At 66.2% G+C, this 17,006-nt stretch carries 12 protein-coding genes; 7 read left to right on the forward strand and 5 right to left on the reverse strand.

Features of this window, described 5'->3' with window-relative positions; all coding sequences use genetic code 11:
- Nucleotides 1–87: 87 nt before the first annotated feature.
- Both AB0T83_RS09255 and AB0T83_RS09260 read right to left on the reverse strand, forming a co-directional pair.
- Complete coding sequence (locus AB0T83_RS09255) at nucleotides 88–2,019, reverse strand: acyl CoA:acetate/3-ketoacid CoA transferase (RefSeq protein WP_366192751.1); 1,932 nt, start codon at nucleotides 2,017–2,019, stop codon at nucleotides 88–90.
- 64 nt (nucleotides 2,020–2,083) lie between these two features.
- Nucleotides 2,084–3,145, reverse strand: coding sequence for an NAD-dependent epimerase/dehydratase family protein (locus tag AB0T83_RS09260; RefSeq protein ID WP_366192752.1), 1,062 nt, complete (start codon nucleotides 3,143–3,145; stop codon nucleotides 2,084–2,086).
- A 183-nt stretch (nucleotides 3,146–3,328) separates the two neighbouring features.
- Here AB0T83_RS09260 and AB0T83_RS09265 point away from each other — a divergent pair, with 183 nt between their 5' ends.
- The 4 genes from AB0T83_RS09265 (at nucleotide 3,329) to AB0T83_RS09280 (ending at nucleotide 8,072) form a co-directional block, all read left to right on the forward strand.
- Nucleotides 3,329–4,381 carry a Gfo/Idh/MocA family protein gene (locus AB0T83_RS09265; protein WP_366192753.1) on the forward strand — a complete coding sequence of 351 codons (1,053 nt, stop codon included), beginning with the start codon at nucleotides 3,329–3,331 and terminating at the stop codon, nucleotides 4,379–4,381.
- A 99-nt stretch (nucleotides 4,382–4,480) separates the two neighbouring features.
- Nucleotides 4,481–5,401 (forward strand): glycosyltransferase, encoded by a 921-nt coding sequence (locus AB0T83_RS09270; RefSeq protein ID WP_366192754.1) that lies wholly within the window; start codon nucleotides 4,481–4,483, stop codon nucleotides 5,399–5,401.
- Nucleotides 5,398–7,026 carry a GMC oxidoreductase gene (locus AB0T83_RS09275; protein WP_366192755.1) on the forward strand — a complete coding sequence of 543 codons (1,629 nt, stop codon included), beginning with the start codon at nucleotides 5,398–5,400 and terminating at the stop codon, nucleotides 7,024–7,026. The genes AB0T83_RS09270 and AB0T83_RS09275 overlap by 4 nt, the downstream gene beginning before the upstream one ends.
- The gene (locus AB0T83_RS09280; RefSeq protein ID WP_366192756.1) at nucleotides 7,017–8,072 is read left to right on the forward strand and encodes a formylglycine-generating enzyme family protein; all 1,056 of its coding nucleotides are present in this window, start codon (nucleotides 7,017–7,019) and stop codon (nucleotides 8,070–8,072) included. Before AB0T83_RS09275 ends, AB0T83_RS09280 begins: the two co-directional genes overlap by 10 nt.
- Nucleotides 8,073–8,081: 9 nt before the next feature.
- Here AB0T83_RS09280 and AB0T83_RS09285 read toward each other — a convergent pair whose 3' ends face one another.
- Nucleotides 8,082–9,212, reverse strand: a complete 1,131-nt coding sequence (locus AB0T83_RS09285; protein WP_366192757.1) for a glycosyltransferase family 4 protein — start codon at nucleotides 9,210–9,212, stop codon at nucleotides 8,082–8,084.
- Nucleotides 9,213–9,448: 236 nt separating this feature from the next.
- On the opposite strand from AB0T83_RS09285, the gene AB0T83_RS09290 reads away from it, so the two are divergent.
- Nucleotides 9,449–10,621: a glycosyltransferase family 4 protein gene (locus tag AB0T83_RS09290; RefSeq protein ID WP_366192758.1), complete on the forward strand. Its 1,173-nt coding sequence runs from the start codon at nucleotides 9,449–9,451 to the stop codon at nucleotides 10,619–10,621.
- 56 nt (nucleotides 10,622–10,677) lie between these two features.
- Here the strand turns inward: AB0T83_RS09290 and katG are convergent, their stop codons facing one another.
- Both katG and AB0T83_RS09300 read right to left on the reverse strand, forming a co-directional pair.
- Entirely contained in the window at nucleotides 10,678–12,873 is a 2,196-nt protein-coding gene (gene katG, locus AB0T83_RS09295; protein WP_366192759.1) for a catalase/peroxidase HPI, read from the reverse strand.
- Between the two features lie 178 nt (nucleotides 12,874–13,051).
- Nucleotides 13,052–14,113: a class I SAM-dependent methyltransferase gene (locus AB0T83_RS09300; protein WP_366192760.1), complete on the reverse strand. Its 1,062-nt coding sequence runs from the start codon at nucleotides 14,111–14,113 to the stop codon at nucleotides 13,052–13,054.
- 161 nt (nucleotides 14,114–14,274) lie between these two features.
- Here AB0T83_RS09300 and AB0T83_RS09305 point away from each other — a divergent pair, with 161 nt between their 5' ends.
- Both AB0T83_RS09305 and AB0T83_RS09310 read left to right on the forward strand, forming a co-directional pair.
- Nucleotides 14,275–15,462, forward strand: a complete 1,188-nt coding sequence (locus AB0T83_RS09305) for a HupE/UreJ family protein (RefSeq protein ID WP_366192761.1) — start codon at nucleotides 14,275–14,277, stop codon at nucleotides 15,460–15,462.
- A 9-nt stretch (nucleotides 15,463–15,471) separates the two neighbouring features.
- Complete coding sequence (locus tag AB0T83_RS09310; protein ID WP_366192762.1) at nucleotides 15,472–17,004, forward strand: amino acid adenylation domain-containing protein; 1,533 nt, start codon at nucleotides 15,472–15,474, stop codon at nucleotides 17,002–17,004.
- Nucleotides 17,005–17,006: the final 2 nt, after the last annotated feature.

Below are 17,006 nucleotides of genomic sequence, written 5' to 3' on the forward strand. Positions count from 1 at the left end.
TAATAACAAGGACTTGAAAGGTTTTGAAAAGCGAAAAACAGGCTTCGGATTTTCCGCAAATTCTGGTGTGCTGCCCGGTGGCTGGCTTCAGCCTGGGGATTTGTCCTCCAGATAGCGGCTGGCCTGTTCGCGGGTTTCATAGATGTGCGGGCGCGCCTTGGGGAAGGCCTCGCTCAGCTTCATCCGCATGAAGGCGGACCCGGCATAGCGCGACACGCTGGTGTAATACTGCTGGTGCAGGTCATCGACCATCCGGGCCCAGAGATTGACCAGATCGTCGTCGATGCGGCAATCGTCGTAGTTCACGATCACATCCACCTTGCGCGGATGCGGTGCGCAGACGCGTTCGACGGCAGCGCGCACCATGGCTACATCATCGGCGCTGCGGATGCGCATTTTCTCGAAGTTCAGGAACAGCCGGTCGGTCTCTGCATCCAGCGCCACACGCATGGGCAGGTCCAGATGCAGCAGATCGACCCGCAGATCCATCGCCGCCGGTCGGAAGATGCGCGGGTCCATAGACCGGATCTCGTCGATCAGCGGCGCGGTTTCCATATGGGCCAGAATATCGGCCTCCAGATCGACACCCGGCGCGATCTCGACCAGTTTCAGCCCTTCGGTGGTCAGTTCGAAGACGCAGCGTTCGGTCACATAGAGCACCGGCTGGCCCAGCCGCGCGGCGCGGGCGCCGGAAAATGTGACCTGTTCCACCGCGCGCAGGAATTTGGGAAACCGGCCTTCCCGGGCAATGCGCAGCGCCCCATCCTCGATCGCCACGTCCAGCCCTGCGGCAGTAAAGGTACCGGCAAAGACCAGGGCGCGGGCGTTTTGCGAGATGTTGATGAACCCCCCGGCCCCGGCCAGACGCGGGCCAAAGCGCGAGACGTTGACGTTGCCCTGACCGTCGGCCTGCGCCAGCCCCAGACAGGCCATGTCCAGCCCGCCGCCATCGTAGAAATCGAACTGGCTGTTCTGCGGGATCACCGCATCGGTGTTCACCGCCGCGCCGAAATCCAGCCCCGAGGCAGGCTGGCCGCCGATCACGCCGGGTTCGGCGGTCAGGGTCAGGTGATCCAGAAGCCCCTCTTCGGCGGCCACGGCGGCCACGCCCTCGGGCATCCCGATCCCAAGGTTCACCACCCCGTTGATCGGCAGCTCGAAGGCACAGCGCCGGGCGATGATCTTGCGGGCGTCCAGAGCCATTGCCGGGATTTCGCCATCGGGCGGGCGGATGCGGTTGGTGAAGGCCTGGCTGAAGGCGGTGCCATAGGTTTGAACGTGGTGTTCGGGACGGGCCACAACCACGGCGTCCACAAGGATGCCGGGGATCTGCACCTCGCGCGGGGGCAGCGACTTGTTGCGGGCAATGCGTTCGACCTGCACGATCACCACGCCGCCCGCGGCCTTGACCGCCATGGCCTGCGCGAGATTGTCCAGCACCAGCGCCTCGCGCTCCATGGTGATGTTGCCCATCTGGTCGGCCGTGGTGCCGCGCAGCAGGGCGACGGTCAGCTTCTGCGCGGGGTAGAACAGCATGTCCTCGCCGCCGATCTGCATCAGTTCCACCTGCGGTTCGGTACTGATGTCGTTGATCGCGCCGCCGCCGTGGCGCGGATCGACGAAGGTTTCCAGCCCGACGCGCGACAGCATCCCCGGCTTGCCAGCAGCGATGTCGCGGAACAACTGGCTGAGGCAGCCCTGCGGCAGGTTCCAGCCCTCGATCTTGCCCTCGACCGCCAGCGCGGCCACCTTGGGGATCAGCCCCCAGTGGCCACCAACCACGCGCTTCAGCAGCCCTTCGTGGCCCAGACGGTTCAGCCCGCGGTCCTTGCCGTCGCCCTGGCCCGCCGCGAAGATCAGCGTCAGGTCGCGGGGCGATCCGCTGGCCAGAAAACGGTCCTCGACCGCGCAGAGCAGTTCGTCCGGCACGCCGATCCCGACGAAGCCCGAGGTGGTGATGGTATCGCCATCCTTGATCAAGGCGGCCGCATCGGCGGCGGTGACAACCTTGTTGCGCATGTCTCCCTCCCGTCAGACTTGCGTTATCCTGAGGGTGCGCCCTTACGGGCGCGCCTTTGCCCGCTCAGGTCAGGCGATCCTTCAGATAGGGGGCGGTGGCGGCCAGCCCCTCGGCCAGACCGTATTGCGGGGCATAATCCAGCCGCGCCTGCGCCCGGTCGATGGCGCAGCGCCCGGTGCCCGAGAACACTTCCAGCAGATGGTGGTCGGGGGTAAAGTCGCCACCCTTGGACAGGCGGCGCTTGGCCTGCCGTACCAAAGCCTCGAACCGGTCCCGCCCCAGCAGGCGGCGGGCAATGGCACTGACCCGCGCCGCCGCCGAGGGGCCGGCATCTTCGCCTTCGGGCGGTTTCGGACCCAACTGCGCGGCCAGCGCGTGATGGGGTTCCAGCCGCACCTTTCCCTGCCCAATCGCGGCGGCATAGCCCTCGATCAGCCCGCGCCATGTCTGCCCCTCGAGGCCGGAAATAATGAACCGTTCCTGCGTCAGATCGGGCACCTGCGCGGCCTTCAGCAGGGCTTGAACCAGATCGTCCACGAAAACGCCGTTCAGCACGCCTTCCGGCTCGGGCAACACCACGTCGCCACCGGTCAATGCCTCAGCCAGCGCATCGGTCCACAGCGCCGATCCCGGCCCCCAGACGATGGTCGGTTGCAGGATCGCGGCGGGCAGGTTGCCCGCCAGCAACTGGCGTTCCATGCCGATCTTGGCCTGCCGGTAGGGGCTGCCGCCGGGACGCTCCATCGGGCTGTCCTCGGTCAGGTCACTGTCGGGCCAGCCGTCGTAGACGACGATGGAGCTGGTGTGCACGATGCGGCCGACGCCCGCTTCGGTCGCCGCCGCCAGCAGGGTTTCGAACCCGGCCAGGTTGTCAGCCGCTGAAGCGCGCACGTCATAGGCCAGGTGGAACAGCACCGCCTGACCGGCCAGCCCCTTCGTCAGGGCGGCGCGATCGGTCAGCCCGCCGGTGATCGTCTGGGCGGCCCCGGCCACGGAGCCACCGCGCGACAGGGCCGTCACCTCGGCCCCTGCCGCCGCCAGGGCCGCTACCAGCCGCCGTCCAATGAACCCGTTGCCGCCGCTGATGAACACCTTCGTTCCGGCCAACCCGTTTTGCTCGCCCATGCCTAGCGTCCCTGACCTGTTGATCTTCCTCGACTAGATCACCTCAGGCGCGCCATAACCATGCGTCAGCCTGACAGATAGCCCGACTGTAACCCCACGTGTTACCGATTTTGTAGGTTTTTTCTGATGAGTACCGGGTCAAGCGACCCCGGAGCGGTTTTTGGCCAGAGCGAGTGTAACCTCATGAAATTCGGCGTTATCGGATCTGCGGGCAAAATTGGCCAGATGCGGGTGGAGACCATCGTGGCGCATCCGGATGCCGAACTGGTGGCGGTCATGGACATGACCGAGGAAAAGGCGCAGGCCTTCGCCAATGGCGCCCCGGCCTTCACCGATCTGGACCGCTTTTTCGAGACCCCGATGGATGCGGTGGTGATCTCGACCCCGGCCCATGTGCGCGAACCGCTGTGCCTGCGCGCCTTCGACCTTGGCCTGAACGTGCTGTCGGAAAAGCCGCTGGCCCATACGGTCGAGGCCGCCCGGCGCATCGTGGCGGCGGCCAAAGCGGCGCGTTGCCATCTGGGGGCGGGGTTCAACATGCGCTTTTACCCGGCCTTTTCGTATGTGAAGGACATCATCGACAGCGGCAAGATCGGCGAGGTCGATCACATCCGCATCTATGGCGGCCACGAGGGGCTGCCGAAATTTGCCTATGACTGGGAATACAAGGCCGAAGTGTCCGGCGGCGGCGCACTGTGGGACGTGGGCATCCACATGACCGACATGGCGCGCTTCGTGATGGGCGAGATTACCTCGGTCTACGGCGTCGCCACGGAAAATGTGTGGAAGGAACCCGGCTCGGAAGACAATGCCATGGCGATCTTCAAGGCACCCTCCGGGGTGAATGCGATCTACCAGGCCACATGGACCGACTGGAAGGGCTACAAGTCGCTGGTCGAGGTCTACGGCTCGCACGGGATGGTGCGCGGCGCCTATGCGCCGATGGAAACCCTGTTGCTGACCATGGCCAAGCCCGGCGGGCCGGTGACCCGCACCCGCAACCGCTTTCCCGAGATCATGGTGCGCGAAAAGCTGAAAAGCTGGAAAACCACGGCGCTGGCCTCGTTCCAGCAGGAGATGGACGAGTTCATTCGCCTGACACGGGGCGAGACCGGGCTGGCCATTGCCGACGGTCATGCTGCCCTGCGCGCGGTCGAGATCGCGGCGGCGGTGCCCGAAAGCTCCCGCACCGGCCAAGAGGTGCATCTGGAGAACCTCGGGCCGATGTTCCCGTAACGCGGGCGTTCTCTTTTCCACGGCGGCCCGCAAGGGGCTAGGCTGGCCTGAGGGAATCACCCGCCCGTCGGTCCATTTTTCAAAGCGAGACCCAGTTTCATGAGTACCGATCCCAAGCTTTCCATCGTGGTAACCATCGTTGACGGCGGCACCTACCTGCGCGATTTCCTGGCCGCCTGCGAGCGGATGGAGGATACCCCGCCGCTGGAACTGATCGTGCCCTATGACGCCTCGGTCGCCGATGTGCTGCAATACCAGGACGCCTTCCCGCAGGTGCGGTTCCTGGACCTCGGCCAGATCACCCCGGCCCGGCCGATCACCACCGAAGCGGGCCAGCACGAATTGTTCGACCGCCGGCGTGCCGCCGGTCTGGCCGCCGCCACCGGCGACATCATCGCCATTTTGGAAGATCGTGGCCATCCGCGACCCGACTGGGCGCGCACCGTGGTCCGCCTGCATGCCAAGACCGACTATGGCGTCATCGGCGGCGCCATCGACTGCAAGGAACCGGTGAGCCTGCTGAACTGGGCCTTCTATGTCACCGATTTCGGGCGCTATGGCCTGCCCTTCGACAGCGGCCCGGCGGAATGGGTGTCGGATGTGAATGTCACCTATTCCCGCAAGGTTCTGGAAGACACCCGCCACCTGTGGCAAGAGCGGTTTCGCGAACCCGTTGTCCACTGGTTCCTGATAGATCGCGGCGATCAGCTGCTATTGTCCAACGAACTGGTCGTCGAGCATGTCCGCCCCCCCGCCACGCTGGGCGACCTGCTGCCAGAGCGGTTCCATTGGGGCCGCCTGTTCGGCCACATCCGGGCCGTGCATCTGCCGGCGTGGAAGCGGCTGGGCTATATCCTGACCAGCCCGCTGATCCCGCCGTTGCTGTGGGTGCGCCACGGGCTGACGCAGGCGTCCAAGGGCAAGGGGCTGCGCTATCTCACCGCCCTGCCCTACGTCATGATCCTGACCATCTTCTGGACCCTGGGCGAGGCCTGGGGCACGATCACCAAGCGGCCATGACCACGCCGGATTGGGATATCGTCGTCATCGGCTCGGGCGCGGCCGGCGGCTGGGTTGCCAAGGAAGCGGCCGAGCGCGGGCTGAAGACGCTGATGCTGGAGGCCGGGCGCAAGCTGTCGCCCGCCGATTTCCCCCAGCCCGATCACGAAGGCGGCTCGCGCGTGTCCATCGTCTCGCGCGTAAGCTCGATCCTGCGCGGCCAGCATGTGCAGGCGCGCTGCATGTCCTTCACCCCGACCACGGCGCATCTGTTCGTCAACGATCGCGAAAACCCCTATACCACCGGCGCGAAGGCGCGGTTCAACTGGTATCGCTCGCGGCAGGTGGGCGGACGGCTGCACCTGTGGGGCCGCAATGCGCTGCGCCTGTCGGATCAGGAATTCAAGGCCGCCGACCGCGACGGGTTCGGCGACACCTGGCCCGTGACCCACGCCGAGATGGACCCCTGGTATGCCCGCGTCGAGGCGTTTCTGGGCGTCACTGGCGAAGCAGCGGGGATCGCGAACCTGCCAGACGGCCACTATTCCGGCCCGCACCCGCTGACCCGCGCGGAACGCGACCTGATGGCCGAGATGGCCGAAAAATGGCCCGACCGCCCCGCCACCACCTGCCGCATCATTCATCACATGCCCGACCGCACACCGCCTCCGCTGGCCGCAGCGCAAGCGACCGGGCGGTTCGAATTGCGCTCCGGCGCGGTGGTGTCACGGATCGAGACCGATCCCGAAACCGGCTTGGCCACCGGCGTGACCTATATCGATGCGGACACCCGCGAAGAGACCACGGTGACCGCCCGCACTGTCGCCGTCGCGGCCTCGACCATCGAAAGCGTGCGGTTGCTGCTGAACTCGAAAGGCGGGCGGCATTCGGCGGGGTTGGGCAATTCCTCGGGCAATCTTGGCCGTTACCTTTCGGACCACCTGATGATGTTCCGCGCCGGTACTCTGCCCGAGATCGAAGGCATGGGCAGCGGCCATGACCCCTACGACTTTGGCCAGCAATCGGGGATCTATATCCCCTCGTTCCGCAACCGCGACCCCGGCGACGATCCGGGCTTCCTGCGCGGCTATGCGCTGCTGGGCTCGGTCGGGCGGCTGGAACCGGGCTGGTTCTTCATGGCCATCGGCGAGGTGCTGCCGCGCGCCGACAACCGGGTCGAAATCGACCCGTCAAAGCGCGACGCCTGGGGCATTCCCGCCGCGAAGGTCACGCTGACCCATTCCGACAACGAACGCGCCATGGCGCGCGACATGGACAAGACCCTGAAGGACATCTGCGCCACCTATGGTTTGCCCGATGATCTGCTGGGCAAGGAAAGCCTGATCTCGAAGATCGCCTACAAGTTCGCCGGGCCGCTGGTCTACACGCCCGAGGGCGCGCTGGTGCCGGGATCGTCGATCCACGAAACCGGCGGCGCCTGCATGGGCACCGACCCGGCGCGCCATGTGACCGATGCCGACAACCGGTTGCACGACGCGCCCAACGTCTTTGTCACCGACAGCGCGGCCTTCCCCACCAACCCGTTCCAGAACCCCGGCCTGACCATCATGGCCCTGTCCGCCCGTGCCGGGGCGCGCATCGCCGACGACCTTGCCGACCCTGACAGGAGACCCCCATGCGCCTGATCTTCCGCTTCGTGGCGACCGTCTTTCGATGGGTGTTCTATCTGGTGCTGCTGAGTGTCGTGGTGCTTGTGGCGCTGTACTTCCCGGCGAAATCGGCCCTGCGCAAGCTGGACGCCGCCGCTGCCCTGGCCGCTGCCGAAGGCGCGGCGCCCCCGGTCGATCTGTCCCGGCTGCAACGCCTGGGCCTGTTCGTGACCTCGCAACTGCTGCCCTTGCACCAGCCTGGCGGAGCCACGGTTGAGGCGGGCGCGGTGTTTCGCGATTGCCCCGATCTCTGCCCCGAAATGGTCGCCATCCCGGCAGGCTACTACCTGATGGGCTCTCCCCTGATCGAAGGCGACCGCTATGTGCATGTGGTCTCGCGCCGTCCGTGGCGCAAGCAACTGCCCTTCATCAACCGCGAAGGGCCGCGCCGTCTGGTGCGGATCCCCGCACCGCTGGCGTTTTCCAGCCATGAGATCACCTTTGCCGAATGGGACGCGGCACAGGCCGACCCGGACTGGGAAGCCGCCAGCGGCCAGCCGCCCCGTGCCCTCACCTTTCAGGCCGAGAACCGCGAGACCCTGCCCGCGACCGGCTTCATGTGGTACGATGCGCAGGCCTACGCCCGCTGGCTGTCGGCCAAGACCGGGCAGACCTACCGGTTGGCCACGGATGCGGAATGGGAATACGCCGCCCGCGCCGGCACCGTCACTGCCCGCCCCTGGGGGATGGACATCGGCAGCGACATGGCGGCCTGCGCCGGTTGCGGCCCCGCGTCGGACGGGTTGAGCATCGGCCCGGTGGGCCGGTTTCCGCCCAATGGCTTTGGCCTTTACGACATGATCGGCAATGGCTGGGAATGGGTCGAGGATTGCTTCGCCCCTTGGCACGACCCGGTGAAAACCGACGGCAGCGCGCATCTGTTCGAGGAGTGCGAGTTTGTCACCTTCCGGGGCGGCAGTTTCGAAGATCCGCCGTGGCAGAACCGGTCGGCCATGCGCGTCGGTCCGCATCCGGACAATGACGCGCCGGGCTCGGTCATCCGCCTTGTGCGCGAGATGTAGGGGCCCGGCTCAGGCCCCTTTTCCGGACAGCGCCCGATAGGTCTTTTCGAACTGCTCATGCACCCAGTCGGGGCGGAAGCGGTCCTCGCGCGACCGTTCCAGCGCGGTGGCGCCCATGGCGGCCAGCCGCGCGGGATCCTCCAGCACCTCGCGCACGCCTTCGCAGATGGCGGGGACATCGGCGATGGGCACCACCTTGCCGGTGCTGTCGTCGATCAGTTCGACCACCCCCGAACAGGCCGAGGCCACGGCCGGGGTGCCGCACTGGAAGGACTCCACGATGGTAAAGGGCAGCGCCTCCCACCGTGAGGTCAGCAGGAAGATATCGGCAGCGCGCAGGTACAGATGCGGGCGGCTGGTGCGCCCGACGAAGGTCAGAACGTCCGTCACGCCCTTTTCGGCAGCCAAGGCGTGCAGGGCGGCCTCGTCCGGCCCGTCGCCCGCAACCACGAAGCGATAGCCGGGATTGGTCTTTTTCAACTCGACCGCGCAGTCGATCAGGATATCGACGCCCTTCTGGTACATCAGCCGGGCGATGGTCACCAACAGATGCGTGCCGTCCCCCAGCAGCTCGGCGCGCAGGGCCGCAACCTCGGCCTCGGGATCGTCGGGCGCGGGGGCAACCCCCAGACCGATGACCTTCAGCCGGTCTTGCGGCACCCCGCCGATGGTCGCCAGATCCTCGGCCGAGCGGTGGCTGGGCGTGATCACCAGATCGCAGCGCCGCGCGATCCGCCCGAAGGCGGCGATGCGCTCGGGCTCGGAGCCGTGATAGGTCACCGCCAGCGGAATGTTCATGCCCATGCGCGCCAGATCGGCCACCAGCGCCGGCGCGCTTTCATGGGCGTGGATCAGGTCCACCGGGTTCTGCCGCAGCCATTGCCGCAACCGCCACGACGCGCGGCCAAGGTTGCTCAACCGATGTGGCATGTTTGCGCCCTCGCCCGCGACATAGCGGGTGGGCAGGTCCAGAAAGGCCGGTTCGGTTTCGGGGCTGGCCCAGACATCGGGCGTGCCGGCCAGAAACACCTCGTGCCCCTGCCCGCGCATCCAGTCGCGCAGTGCCAGAATGTGGCGGGTGATCCCCCCGACCCCGAACTGGGTGCCCATCTGCAAGACCCGCAGCTTGTCCCCGCTCATGCGCACCCTCATACCGTTAAACCGCTGTTGCGCCCTGTTTAGCCGCAAGCGCGCCGCAGCGGTAGCTTCCGCAGCGGGAACAGCGACCAAATGCGCCACAGGGTAAACCCGCCCTTGCCTGCGGCCCGCGCAATCACGCGGCGACCTGCGCCCGATAGACCTTGTTTGCGAACAGGACTTTGAGGCCCGCCCGAAACCGCCTAGGACTTGAAAAAGCGCAGACAAAGGGACCGCCCATGCAGATTGCCGTCGATGCCAGCCCCTGGGAAAACGAACGCGGTTTCGGGCGTTTCACGCGGGATCTGATCGCCGCGCTGGCGGCGCGCGACAGCGGGATGCGCTATACCCTGCTGTTCGACCAGCCGCCAACCCGCCCGGTGCCCGAGAATGTCGTGGTGGTGATCGCCGGGGCCGGGCAAACCATGTCCGAAGCCGCAACCGGCACCTCGGCCCGCCATTCCGCCACGCTGGCCACCATGGCGCGGGCGGCGCGCGGGCTGACGGCGGATGTGTTCTTCTACCCGGCGGTCTATTCCTACTTCCCGTTGCTGGCGCGCACCCCCAGCGTGATCTGTTTCCACGACACCATTCCCGAACGCTTCCCGGACCTGATCTTTCCGTCGAAGAAGAACTTCCGGCTGTGGCAGGCGAAATGCTGGCTGGCCAAGAAACAGGCCACGCGGGTGATGACGATCTCACAGGCCTCGGCGCAGGATCTGTCATCCATCCTGAACATCCGGGCCGACCGCATCGATGTCATCACCGAAGGCGCGTCCGAGGTCTTCAGTCCGGTCACCGATGCTGCGGTGCTGTCGCAGGTGCGCGCGCGCCACGGCATCGCTGACACCGCTCGCTTGCTGGTCTATGTGGGCGGCTTCAACCGCCACAAGAACGTGCTGCGCCTGATCGAGGCGATGCCCGACATTCTCGCCGCCGTGCCCGAGGCGCATCTGGCCATCGTCGGACGCACCACCGGCGCGCGGTTCTGGGACAATGTCGACGAGCTGAAGGCCGGGGCCAGCGCCGATGCGCGCGCCTCGGACGCCATCACCTTCACCGGAGAGATCGACGACGACGAATTGGCGACCCTGCTGTCTGGGGCCGAGGCGCTGGTATTCCCGTCGCTCTGGGAAGGCTTCGGCCTGCCCGCGCTGGAGGCCATGTCCTGCGGCACGCCGGTCCTGTCATCGGACCGGGGCAGCCTGCCGGAAGTGGTGGGCGACGGCGGGCTCTATTTCGACCCGGAGCATCCCGAGGCTTTGGCCAAGGCCGCGATCCGGCTGCTGTGCGACACTGCGCTGGCCGGGGATCTGCGCAACAAGGCGCTGGCGCAGGCGGGCACATTCGGTTGGGACAAGGCGGCGGATCTGGCCGAGGCAAGCTTTCGCAAGGCGGCCCGCCGCGCCTGAGTCATGAAAAAGGGCGCGCCGGTGTCCCGGCACGCCCTTTGTCCTGCGGTTCGCGATCACTTCACGTCGAAGCGGTCCGCCTCCATGACCTTGGTCCAGGCGGCGGCGAAGTCCGCCACGAACCGCGCCTTGGAGTCGTCCTGGGCATAGAATTCGGCCAGAGCGCGCAGTTGCGAGTTCGAGCCGAACACCAGATCGACACGGGTGCCGGTCCATTTCAGATCGCCGCTGGCACGGACGCGGCCTTCATAGATGCCGTCCTCGGCCGGGGCCCATTCGGTGTCCATGTCCACAAGGTTGACGAAGAAGTCGTTGGTCAGCGCGTCGGACTTGTCGGTCAGCACCCCGTGTCTGCTGCCGCCATGGTTGGCCCCCAGCATCCGCAGCCCGCCCACAAGCACGGTCATTTCCGGTGCGGTCAGGCCCAGCAGTTGCGCCCGGTCCACCAGCAGTTCTTCAAGCGAGACGGTGAACTCGGCCTTGGCGTAGTTCCGGAAGCCATCGGCCTGCGGTTCCAGCACCTCGAAAGCCTCCACGTCAGTCTCCTCGGCGCTGGCGTCGGTGCGCCCCGGTGTGAAGGGCAAGGACAGATCATGGCCGGCGTTCTTGGCCGCCCGTTCGACCGCCGCATCGCCCGCCAGCACGATCAGATCAGCCAAAGAGACCTTTTTGTTGCCCGATTGCGCGCCATTGAAGTCGGCCTGGATGCCTTCCAGAACCGCCAGCACCTGCGCAAGCTGGTCGGGCTGGTTGACCGCCCAGTCCTTTTGCGGCGCCAGACGGATGCGGGCCCCGTTCGCGCCGCCGCGCTTGTCGGAATCGCGATAGGTCGAGGCCGAGGCCCAGGCCGCCGACACCAGCGCCGCGTTGGACAGGTCGCTGGCCAGAACCTTTGCCTTCAGGTCGGCAATATCGGCGGCATCGATCAGGTCGTGATCCACCGGCGGGATCGGATCCTGCCAGATCAGGTCTTCGGCCGGAACCTCCTTGCCCAGATAGCGGGATTTCGGCCCCATGTCGCGGTGGGTCAGCTTGAACCACGCCCGCGCGAAAGCATCGGCGAATTCCTCGGGGTTGGCCTGATAGTGACGCGAGATCTTGCCATATTCCGGGTCCATCTTCATGGCCATGTCGGCGGTGGTCATCATCAGCTTTACCGGCTGGTCCGATCCATCGACCTGCGGCGCGTGATCGTCTGTCGACAGGCCGACCGCTTGCCAGATATGCGCGCCGGCGGGGCTTTTGGTCAGTTCCCAATCATAGCCCAGAAGCGCATCGAGATAACCCATGTCCCATTGGGTGGGGTTCGATGTCCACGGGCCTTCGATGCCGCTGCCGATGGCATCCACACCCTTGCCGGACTTGTGGCTGCTGGCCCAGCCCAGCCCCATCTGTTCGATCTCGGCGGCCTCGGGCTCGGGACCGACCAGCGCGACATCCCCCGCGCCATGGGCCTTGCCGAAGGTGTGCCCGCCTGCGGTCAGCGCCACGGTTTCCCAGTCATCCATCGCCATGCGTGCAAAGGTGTCGCGAATGTCGGCGGCTGAGGCCAGCGGGTCGGGGTTTCCGTCCGGACCTTCCGGGTTCACATAGATCAGCCCCATCTGCACCGCCGCCAGCGGGTTCTCCAACTCGCGCTCGCCCGAATAGCGCTTGTCCGCCAGCCATTCGGTTTCCTTGCCCCAGTAGATGTCCTCTTCGGGCTCCCAGATATCCTCGCGGCCCCCGGCGAAACCGAAGGTTTTCAGCCCCATGGATTCCAGCGCCACGTTGCCGGTCAGGATGAACAGATCTGCCCAGGACAGGCTGTTGCCGTATTTCTGCTTGATCGGCCACAGCAGGCGCCGCGCCCGGTCGAGAAGCACGTTGTCGGGCCATGAATTGAGCGGTGCAAAGCGTTGGCTGCCCGTCGAGCCGCCGCCGCGCCCGTCGGCAGTCCGATAGGTGCCGGCGCTGTGCCACGCCATGCGGATGAAGAACGGGCCGTAGTGACCGTAGTCCGCCGGCCACCAGTCCTTGCTGTCGGTCATCAGCGCGGTCAGATCGGCCTTTACCGCGTCCAGGTTCAGCTTCTGGAATTCCTCGGCATAGTTGAAGGTGCCGCGCAGCGGGTCGGGCTTGGCCGAATGCTGGTGCAGGATCTTCAGGTTCAACTGGTTCGGCCACCATTCCTTGTTGGTGGTGCCCCGGTTGCCCGCCATCACCGGCGTGCCATGCATGACCGGGCATTTGCCGCTATCGTTTCCGTCCATTGTCGTCTCTCCCATCGTCGGATCATTTGAAATCTGCGCCGCGCAGAGTCGCGTCGGCGAATGTTCTGCAGTGAGGGTATCAAGTCCTGCCGATAACGAAAATTAGCAAGTTGTTATGGATTCGATAGCCTTGCCCTATGAAGGTCGGTGGCCATCTCCCGCAGGGTCCACCGGTATTTCAAGGAACCACCCAGACATGGGCCACGCTGATCGCCTCGTCCGAGACCACGGCCTGCGTGCGTGACGGCGCGGGCAGGTCGCCCAGGCGCGTCTGCTCATGCACCAGGATGCGGGTGCCGGGGCGGGCGCGGCGCAGCACGCGCGGCAGTACCGTGCTCAGCACATAGGTCGGCAGAAACAGGAAGATGATCGTGGCGTGGCTCAGGTCGGCCTCTTCGGCAAAGCCTGCCCGGATCTCGACGCGCTGCTGCACGGCCGGGTCCAGCGCGGCGCGGGCAGCCCCGGCGGCGGCGACCAGCGCCGGGTTGGCCTCGACCCCTTCGGCGCGGCATCCGAAGTCGCGCGCGGCGGCAAGAACGATTCGTCCGTCGCCACACCCCAGATCCAGCAGATTGTCCTGTGGTCCGGGGGCCACGACGTTCAGAAGCGGGGCGATCAGGCTGTCGGGCGTGCCGAGGAAATCAATGTCCGACAGGGGCGCCTTGTGTCGCGACAGGCGGTTGCGCGCCACCCGTGCCAGACGCACCGCCGGATAGGCCCAGCCAGCCGCCGCCGGCAGGCGCTGCGCCGCGATATCGGCCATCCGGGGCCGCATCTTGTCCGGAAACCCGCTGCCCGCCCCCTCAAGATGCAGCACAACGCGCGCGGTCACCGCGTCGCCGCGCACCAGCGTCACGCTGGGCACATAGCGCCCCAGCGCGGCCGCCTGCCCCGCCGTCGGTTGAAACGGCAGGTGAAAGCCCAGCGGCGCGAGTGCTGTCAGCGCCGATCCCAGATCAGATGCCGCGATGCGCAGGGCGGTCTGGTGATGCTGCAGGGCGTCGCGATCTTCCGGGCCGGGCACCGGTGTCACGGCCACCCCTGCTATCTGGCAGGCCTGCAAGACCTCCTTGCGCACCGACAGCATCCGCCGGGAAATCGCAGCACAGGCCGCGACCACATCGCGGGCCATCGCGGTGGCGTCCGACGGCGCGAGGGTCATCAGCTCGGATGCCACCTGCGCCGCCCTTTGATCGTGAATGGCGGCCACTAGCGCGGCGGAAGGATCGGTCTTGGTCACGCGGCAACCTCGGCAGGACACAGGCAGGGTTGCCGAACCGTTGACCACGTGGAATTTTTTGTCAAACTATCGCGGACTTCTGAAATATTTGGTCTAATATTCTGGTTAGATACGTGTTTGGTGGTTCCATTGCGAAAGGCTTTGGTTGAGGGGGAAGAGATATGGGGTTTCGAGGTCTGATCGCGCTTTGCGCTGTACTGCTGGCGGCATCGCTGCCGGCCTCCGCGCATCGACTGAATGAAACCTATGTCTATTTCACGGTCACCGACAGTTCCCTGTCAGGCCGGATCGAGGCACGGCTGGAAGATCTCGACGGACTGGTCGGGCTGGATGCCGATGGCGACGGACAGGCCACGCCAGAGGAATTCGAGGCGCAGGCCGCCGCAGTTTTGTCCCGCTTTGCGGATCGCCTGACGTTGCAGGACGAAGGCACGGATCATCCGGTTGTCTTCACCGATCACACCTTCCTGCCGACGCCGCAGGGCATTTTCGTGCAGATGAATTTCGACGTGCCGACCATGGCGCAACCGCCGGAAGGGGTGACCGTTCTGTATCGCTCGCCGTTCCAGGACACTGATCCCGGCCATCTGGGCTATGGTCTGATCGAGAACAACACCCGCACCGGGATCGAGAACAACGAGGGCCACATCGCGGTGATCTTCAAGGCAGACGCCCCGGCGCAATGGTTGTCGCTGGTCGGTGATCCGCCGTGGACCGTCTTTGTCGAATTTGTGGTCCATGGCATCTGGCACATCTGGCTGGGTTTCGACCATGTGGTGTTCCTTGTGGCGCTGCTGTTGCCGGCGGTCTTGCGTGCCGACAACCGTCGGTGGCTGCCGGTCGAGGATTTCCGGGACGCGTTCTTCAATGTCCTGAAGATTGTCACCGCGTTTACACTCAGCCATTCGGTCACACTGACGCTGGCGGGGCTGGGGATTGTGACGCTGCCGGTGTCTCTGGTCGAGGCGGTCATCGCCCTGTCGATCATCGTGGTGGCGGTGATGAATTTCTTCCCGACCATGCATCGTTACACCCTTGCCGTGGTGCTGGTATTCGGCCTTTTCCACGGATTCGGCTTTGCCAATGTGCTGGCGCCGCTGGGGGTACAGCCCTCGGCCAAGGTCATCGGGCTGGCCGCCTTCAACATCGGGGTGGAACTGGGCCAGGTGGCCATCGTCATCGTGCTGTTCCCGATCCTCTTCGCGCTGCGGCGGCTGGCGGTCTATCCGCTGGTGGCGACGCAGCTGGCCTCGGTGGTGTTCATCCTTCTGGCGGCGGTCTGGTTCGTCGAGCGCAGCTCGGGCATCTTCTGGCGCCTGCATCAGCAGCTTCTGGCCGCCTGGACCTAGGGGTCTCGCATGGGGCGTACGCTGACAGATCGGCTGGCCCTGGTGGCGCAGGCCCGGGCCGAGGCCGAAGCGGTGGTGTTCGGTGGCGGAAGCCTGACCTTCGCGGGTCTGGAAGACCGTGCCGCGCGGCTGGCCGGCACCCTGAAAGCGCTGGGGGTCCGGCGCGGTGACCGTGTCGGCATCAGCCTGCAGCGCGGGCTGGACATGCCGGTGGCCGTCTACAGCGTGATGCTTGCGGGCGCGGGCTATGTGCCCATCGACCCGGCCGCCCCGCCGCCCCGGATGCAGCACATCCTGCGCGATTGCGGCATCGGCGTCCTGATCACGCAGGAGGCCCGCATCGCCCAGGTTGCCGACGCCGCCCCCGGCACCGGCCTGCACAGCGTGATCGGGGTCGCGGCCCCGCTGGACGGGCTGACCACCCTGCCCTTCGACGCCGCACTGCAAGGCGTGCCGCATCGCGAACCCCTTGGCCCCGACGACCTTGCCTATATCATCTTCACCTCGGGCTCGACCGGGGTGCCGAAGGGGCTGACGCACACCCATGCCAGCGCGCTGGCCTTCGTCGACATGGCCACCGCCCTGTACGACTTGGGTCCGAACGACCGCATGGCGGCGACATCGGCCCTGCATTTCGACATGTCCTGCATGGAGATGTTCGCGGGGCTGCTGAGCGGCGCCTGCATCGTCATGGTGCCCGAGGCGCACGCCATGATGCCCGCCAGCCTGGCGCACTTGCTGGACGAGCAGCGCATCACGACGCTCTATACCGTACCCTTCCAGCTGATCCGCCTTGTCGAGGCCGGGGCGCTGGAGGCCCGCGATCTGAGCGCCCTGCGGCTGGTGATCCACGCCGGAGAGCCGATGCCGCCGCGCCCCATTGCCCAATTGCGCGCGGTGCTGCCCCACGCCCGGTTTTCCAATTTCTATGGCCCGGCCGAGGTCAATGGCGTCACCCATTGGGACCATCCGCCTGAAGGCACCGATCCGTCTGCCCCGGTGCCCATCGGCCATGCCTGCGCCCATGCCGATCTGCTGATCGATGGCGAAACACCGGACAGTGGCGAGCTTCTGGTCGCCACACCTGCGATGATGCGTGGATATTGGCGTCGTCCCGATCTGGACGCCGCCTGCTTCGTGACCCGCACCGGCACCGACGGGACAATGCGCCGATACTATCGCACCGGCGATCTGGTCAGCCGGCGCCCGGATGGCGCGCTGTTGCTGCTGGGCCGCGCCGACCGTCAGGTGAAGCTGCGCGGTTATCGGGTCGAGCTGGACGAGGTGGAACTGGCGCTGGATGCCCATCCCGCCGTATCCGAGGCCGCAGCCCTTCTGTCCCCTGACAAGCTGCGCATTCTGGCCTTCGTGCGACTGGCTCCCGGTCAGGCCGCACAGGAGGCGGACTTGCACGAGATCGCGGCCCGGCGGTTGCCTGCGCACGCGGTGCCTGCCAGCATCCGGATCCTGCCACAATTCCCGCGTACCGCCACCGGCAAGATCGACCGCCGCCGGCTGTTGACCGAGGACACCGCACAATGACC

Source organism: Meridianimarinicoccus marinus (assembly GCF_040689105.1).
Taxonomy (GTDB): Bacteria; Pseudomonadota; Alphaproteobacteria; order Rhodobacterales; family Rhodobacteraceae; genus Meridianimarinicoccus; species Meridianimarinicoccus marinus.

What these genes read in the sequence shown, in the direction of transcription:
- AB0T83_RS09310 (WP_366192762.1), top strand. Translation starts at nt 15,472, where the DNA reads ATGGGGCGTACGCTGACAGATCGGCTGGCCCTGGTGGCGCAGGCCCGG.
- AB0T83_RS09275 (WP_366192755.1), top strand. Translation starts at nt 5,398, where the DNA reads ATGACCACGCCGGATTGGGATATCGTCGTCATCGGCTCGGGCGCGGCC.
- AB0T83_RS09265 (WP_366192753.1), top strand. Translation starts at nt 3,329, where the DNA reads ATGAAATTCGGCGTTATCGGATCTGCGGGCAAAATTGGCCAGATGCGG.
- AB0T83_RS09290 (WP_366192758.1), top strand. Translation starts at nt 9,449, where the DNA reads ATGCAGATTGCCGTCGATGCCAGCCCCTGGGAAAACGAACGCGGTTTC.
- AB0T83_RS09280 (WP_366192756.1), top strand. Translation starts at nt 7,017, where the DNA reads ATGCGCCTGATCTTCCGCTTCGTGGCGACCGTCTTTCGATGGGTGTTC.
- AB0T83_RS09270 (WP_366192754.1), top strand. Translation starts at nt 4,481, where the DNA reads ATGAGTACCGATCCCAAGCTTTCCATCGTGGTAACCATCGTTGACGGC.
- AB0T83_RS09285 (WP_366192757.1), bottom strand. Translation starts at nt 9,212, where the DNA reads ATGAGCGGGGACAAGCTGCGGGTCTTGCAGATGGGCACCCAGTTCGGG.
- AB0T83_RS09305 (WP_366192761.1), top strand. Translation starts at nt 14,275, where the DNA reads ATGGGGTTTCGAGGTCTGATCGCGCTTTGCGCTGTACTGCTGGCGGCA.
- AB0T83_RS09255 (WP_366192751.1), bottom strand. Translation starts at nt 2,019, where the DNA reads ATGCGCAACAAGGTTGTCACCGCCGCCGATGCGGCCGCCTTGATCAAG.
- AB0T83_RS09260 (WP_366192752.1), bottom strand. Translation starts at nt 3,145, where the DNA reads ATGGGCGAGCAAAACGGGTTGGCCGGAACGAAGGTGTTCATCAGCGGC.
- katG (WP_366192759.1), bottom strand. Translation starts at nt 12,873, where the DNA reads ATGGACGGAAACGATAGCGGCAAATGCCCGGTCATGCATGGCACGCCG.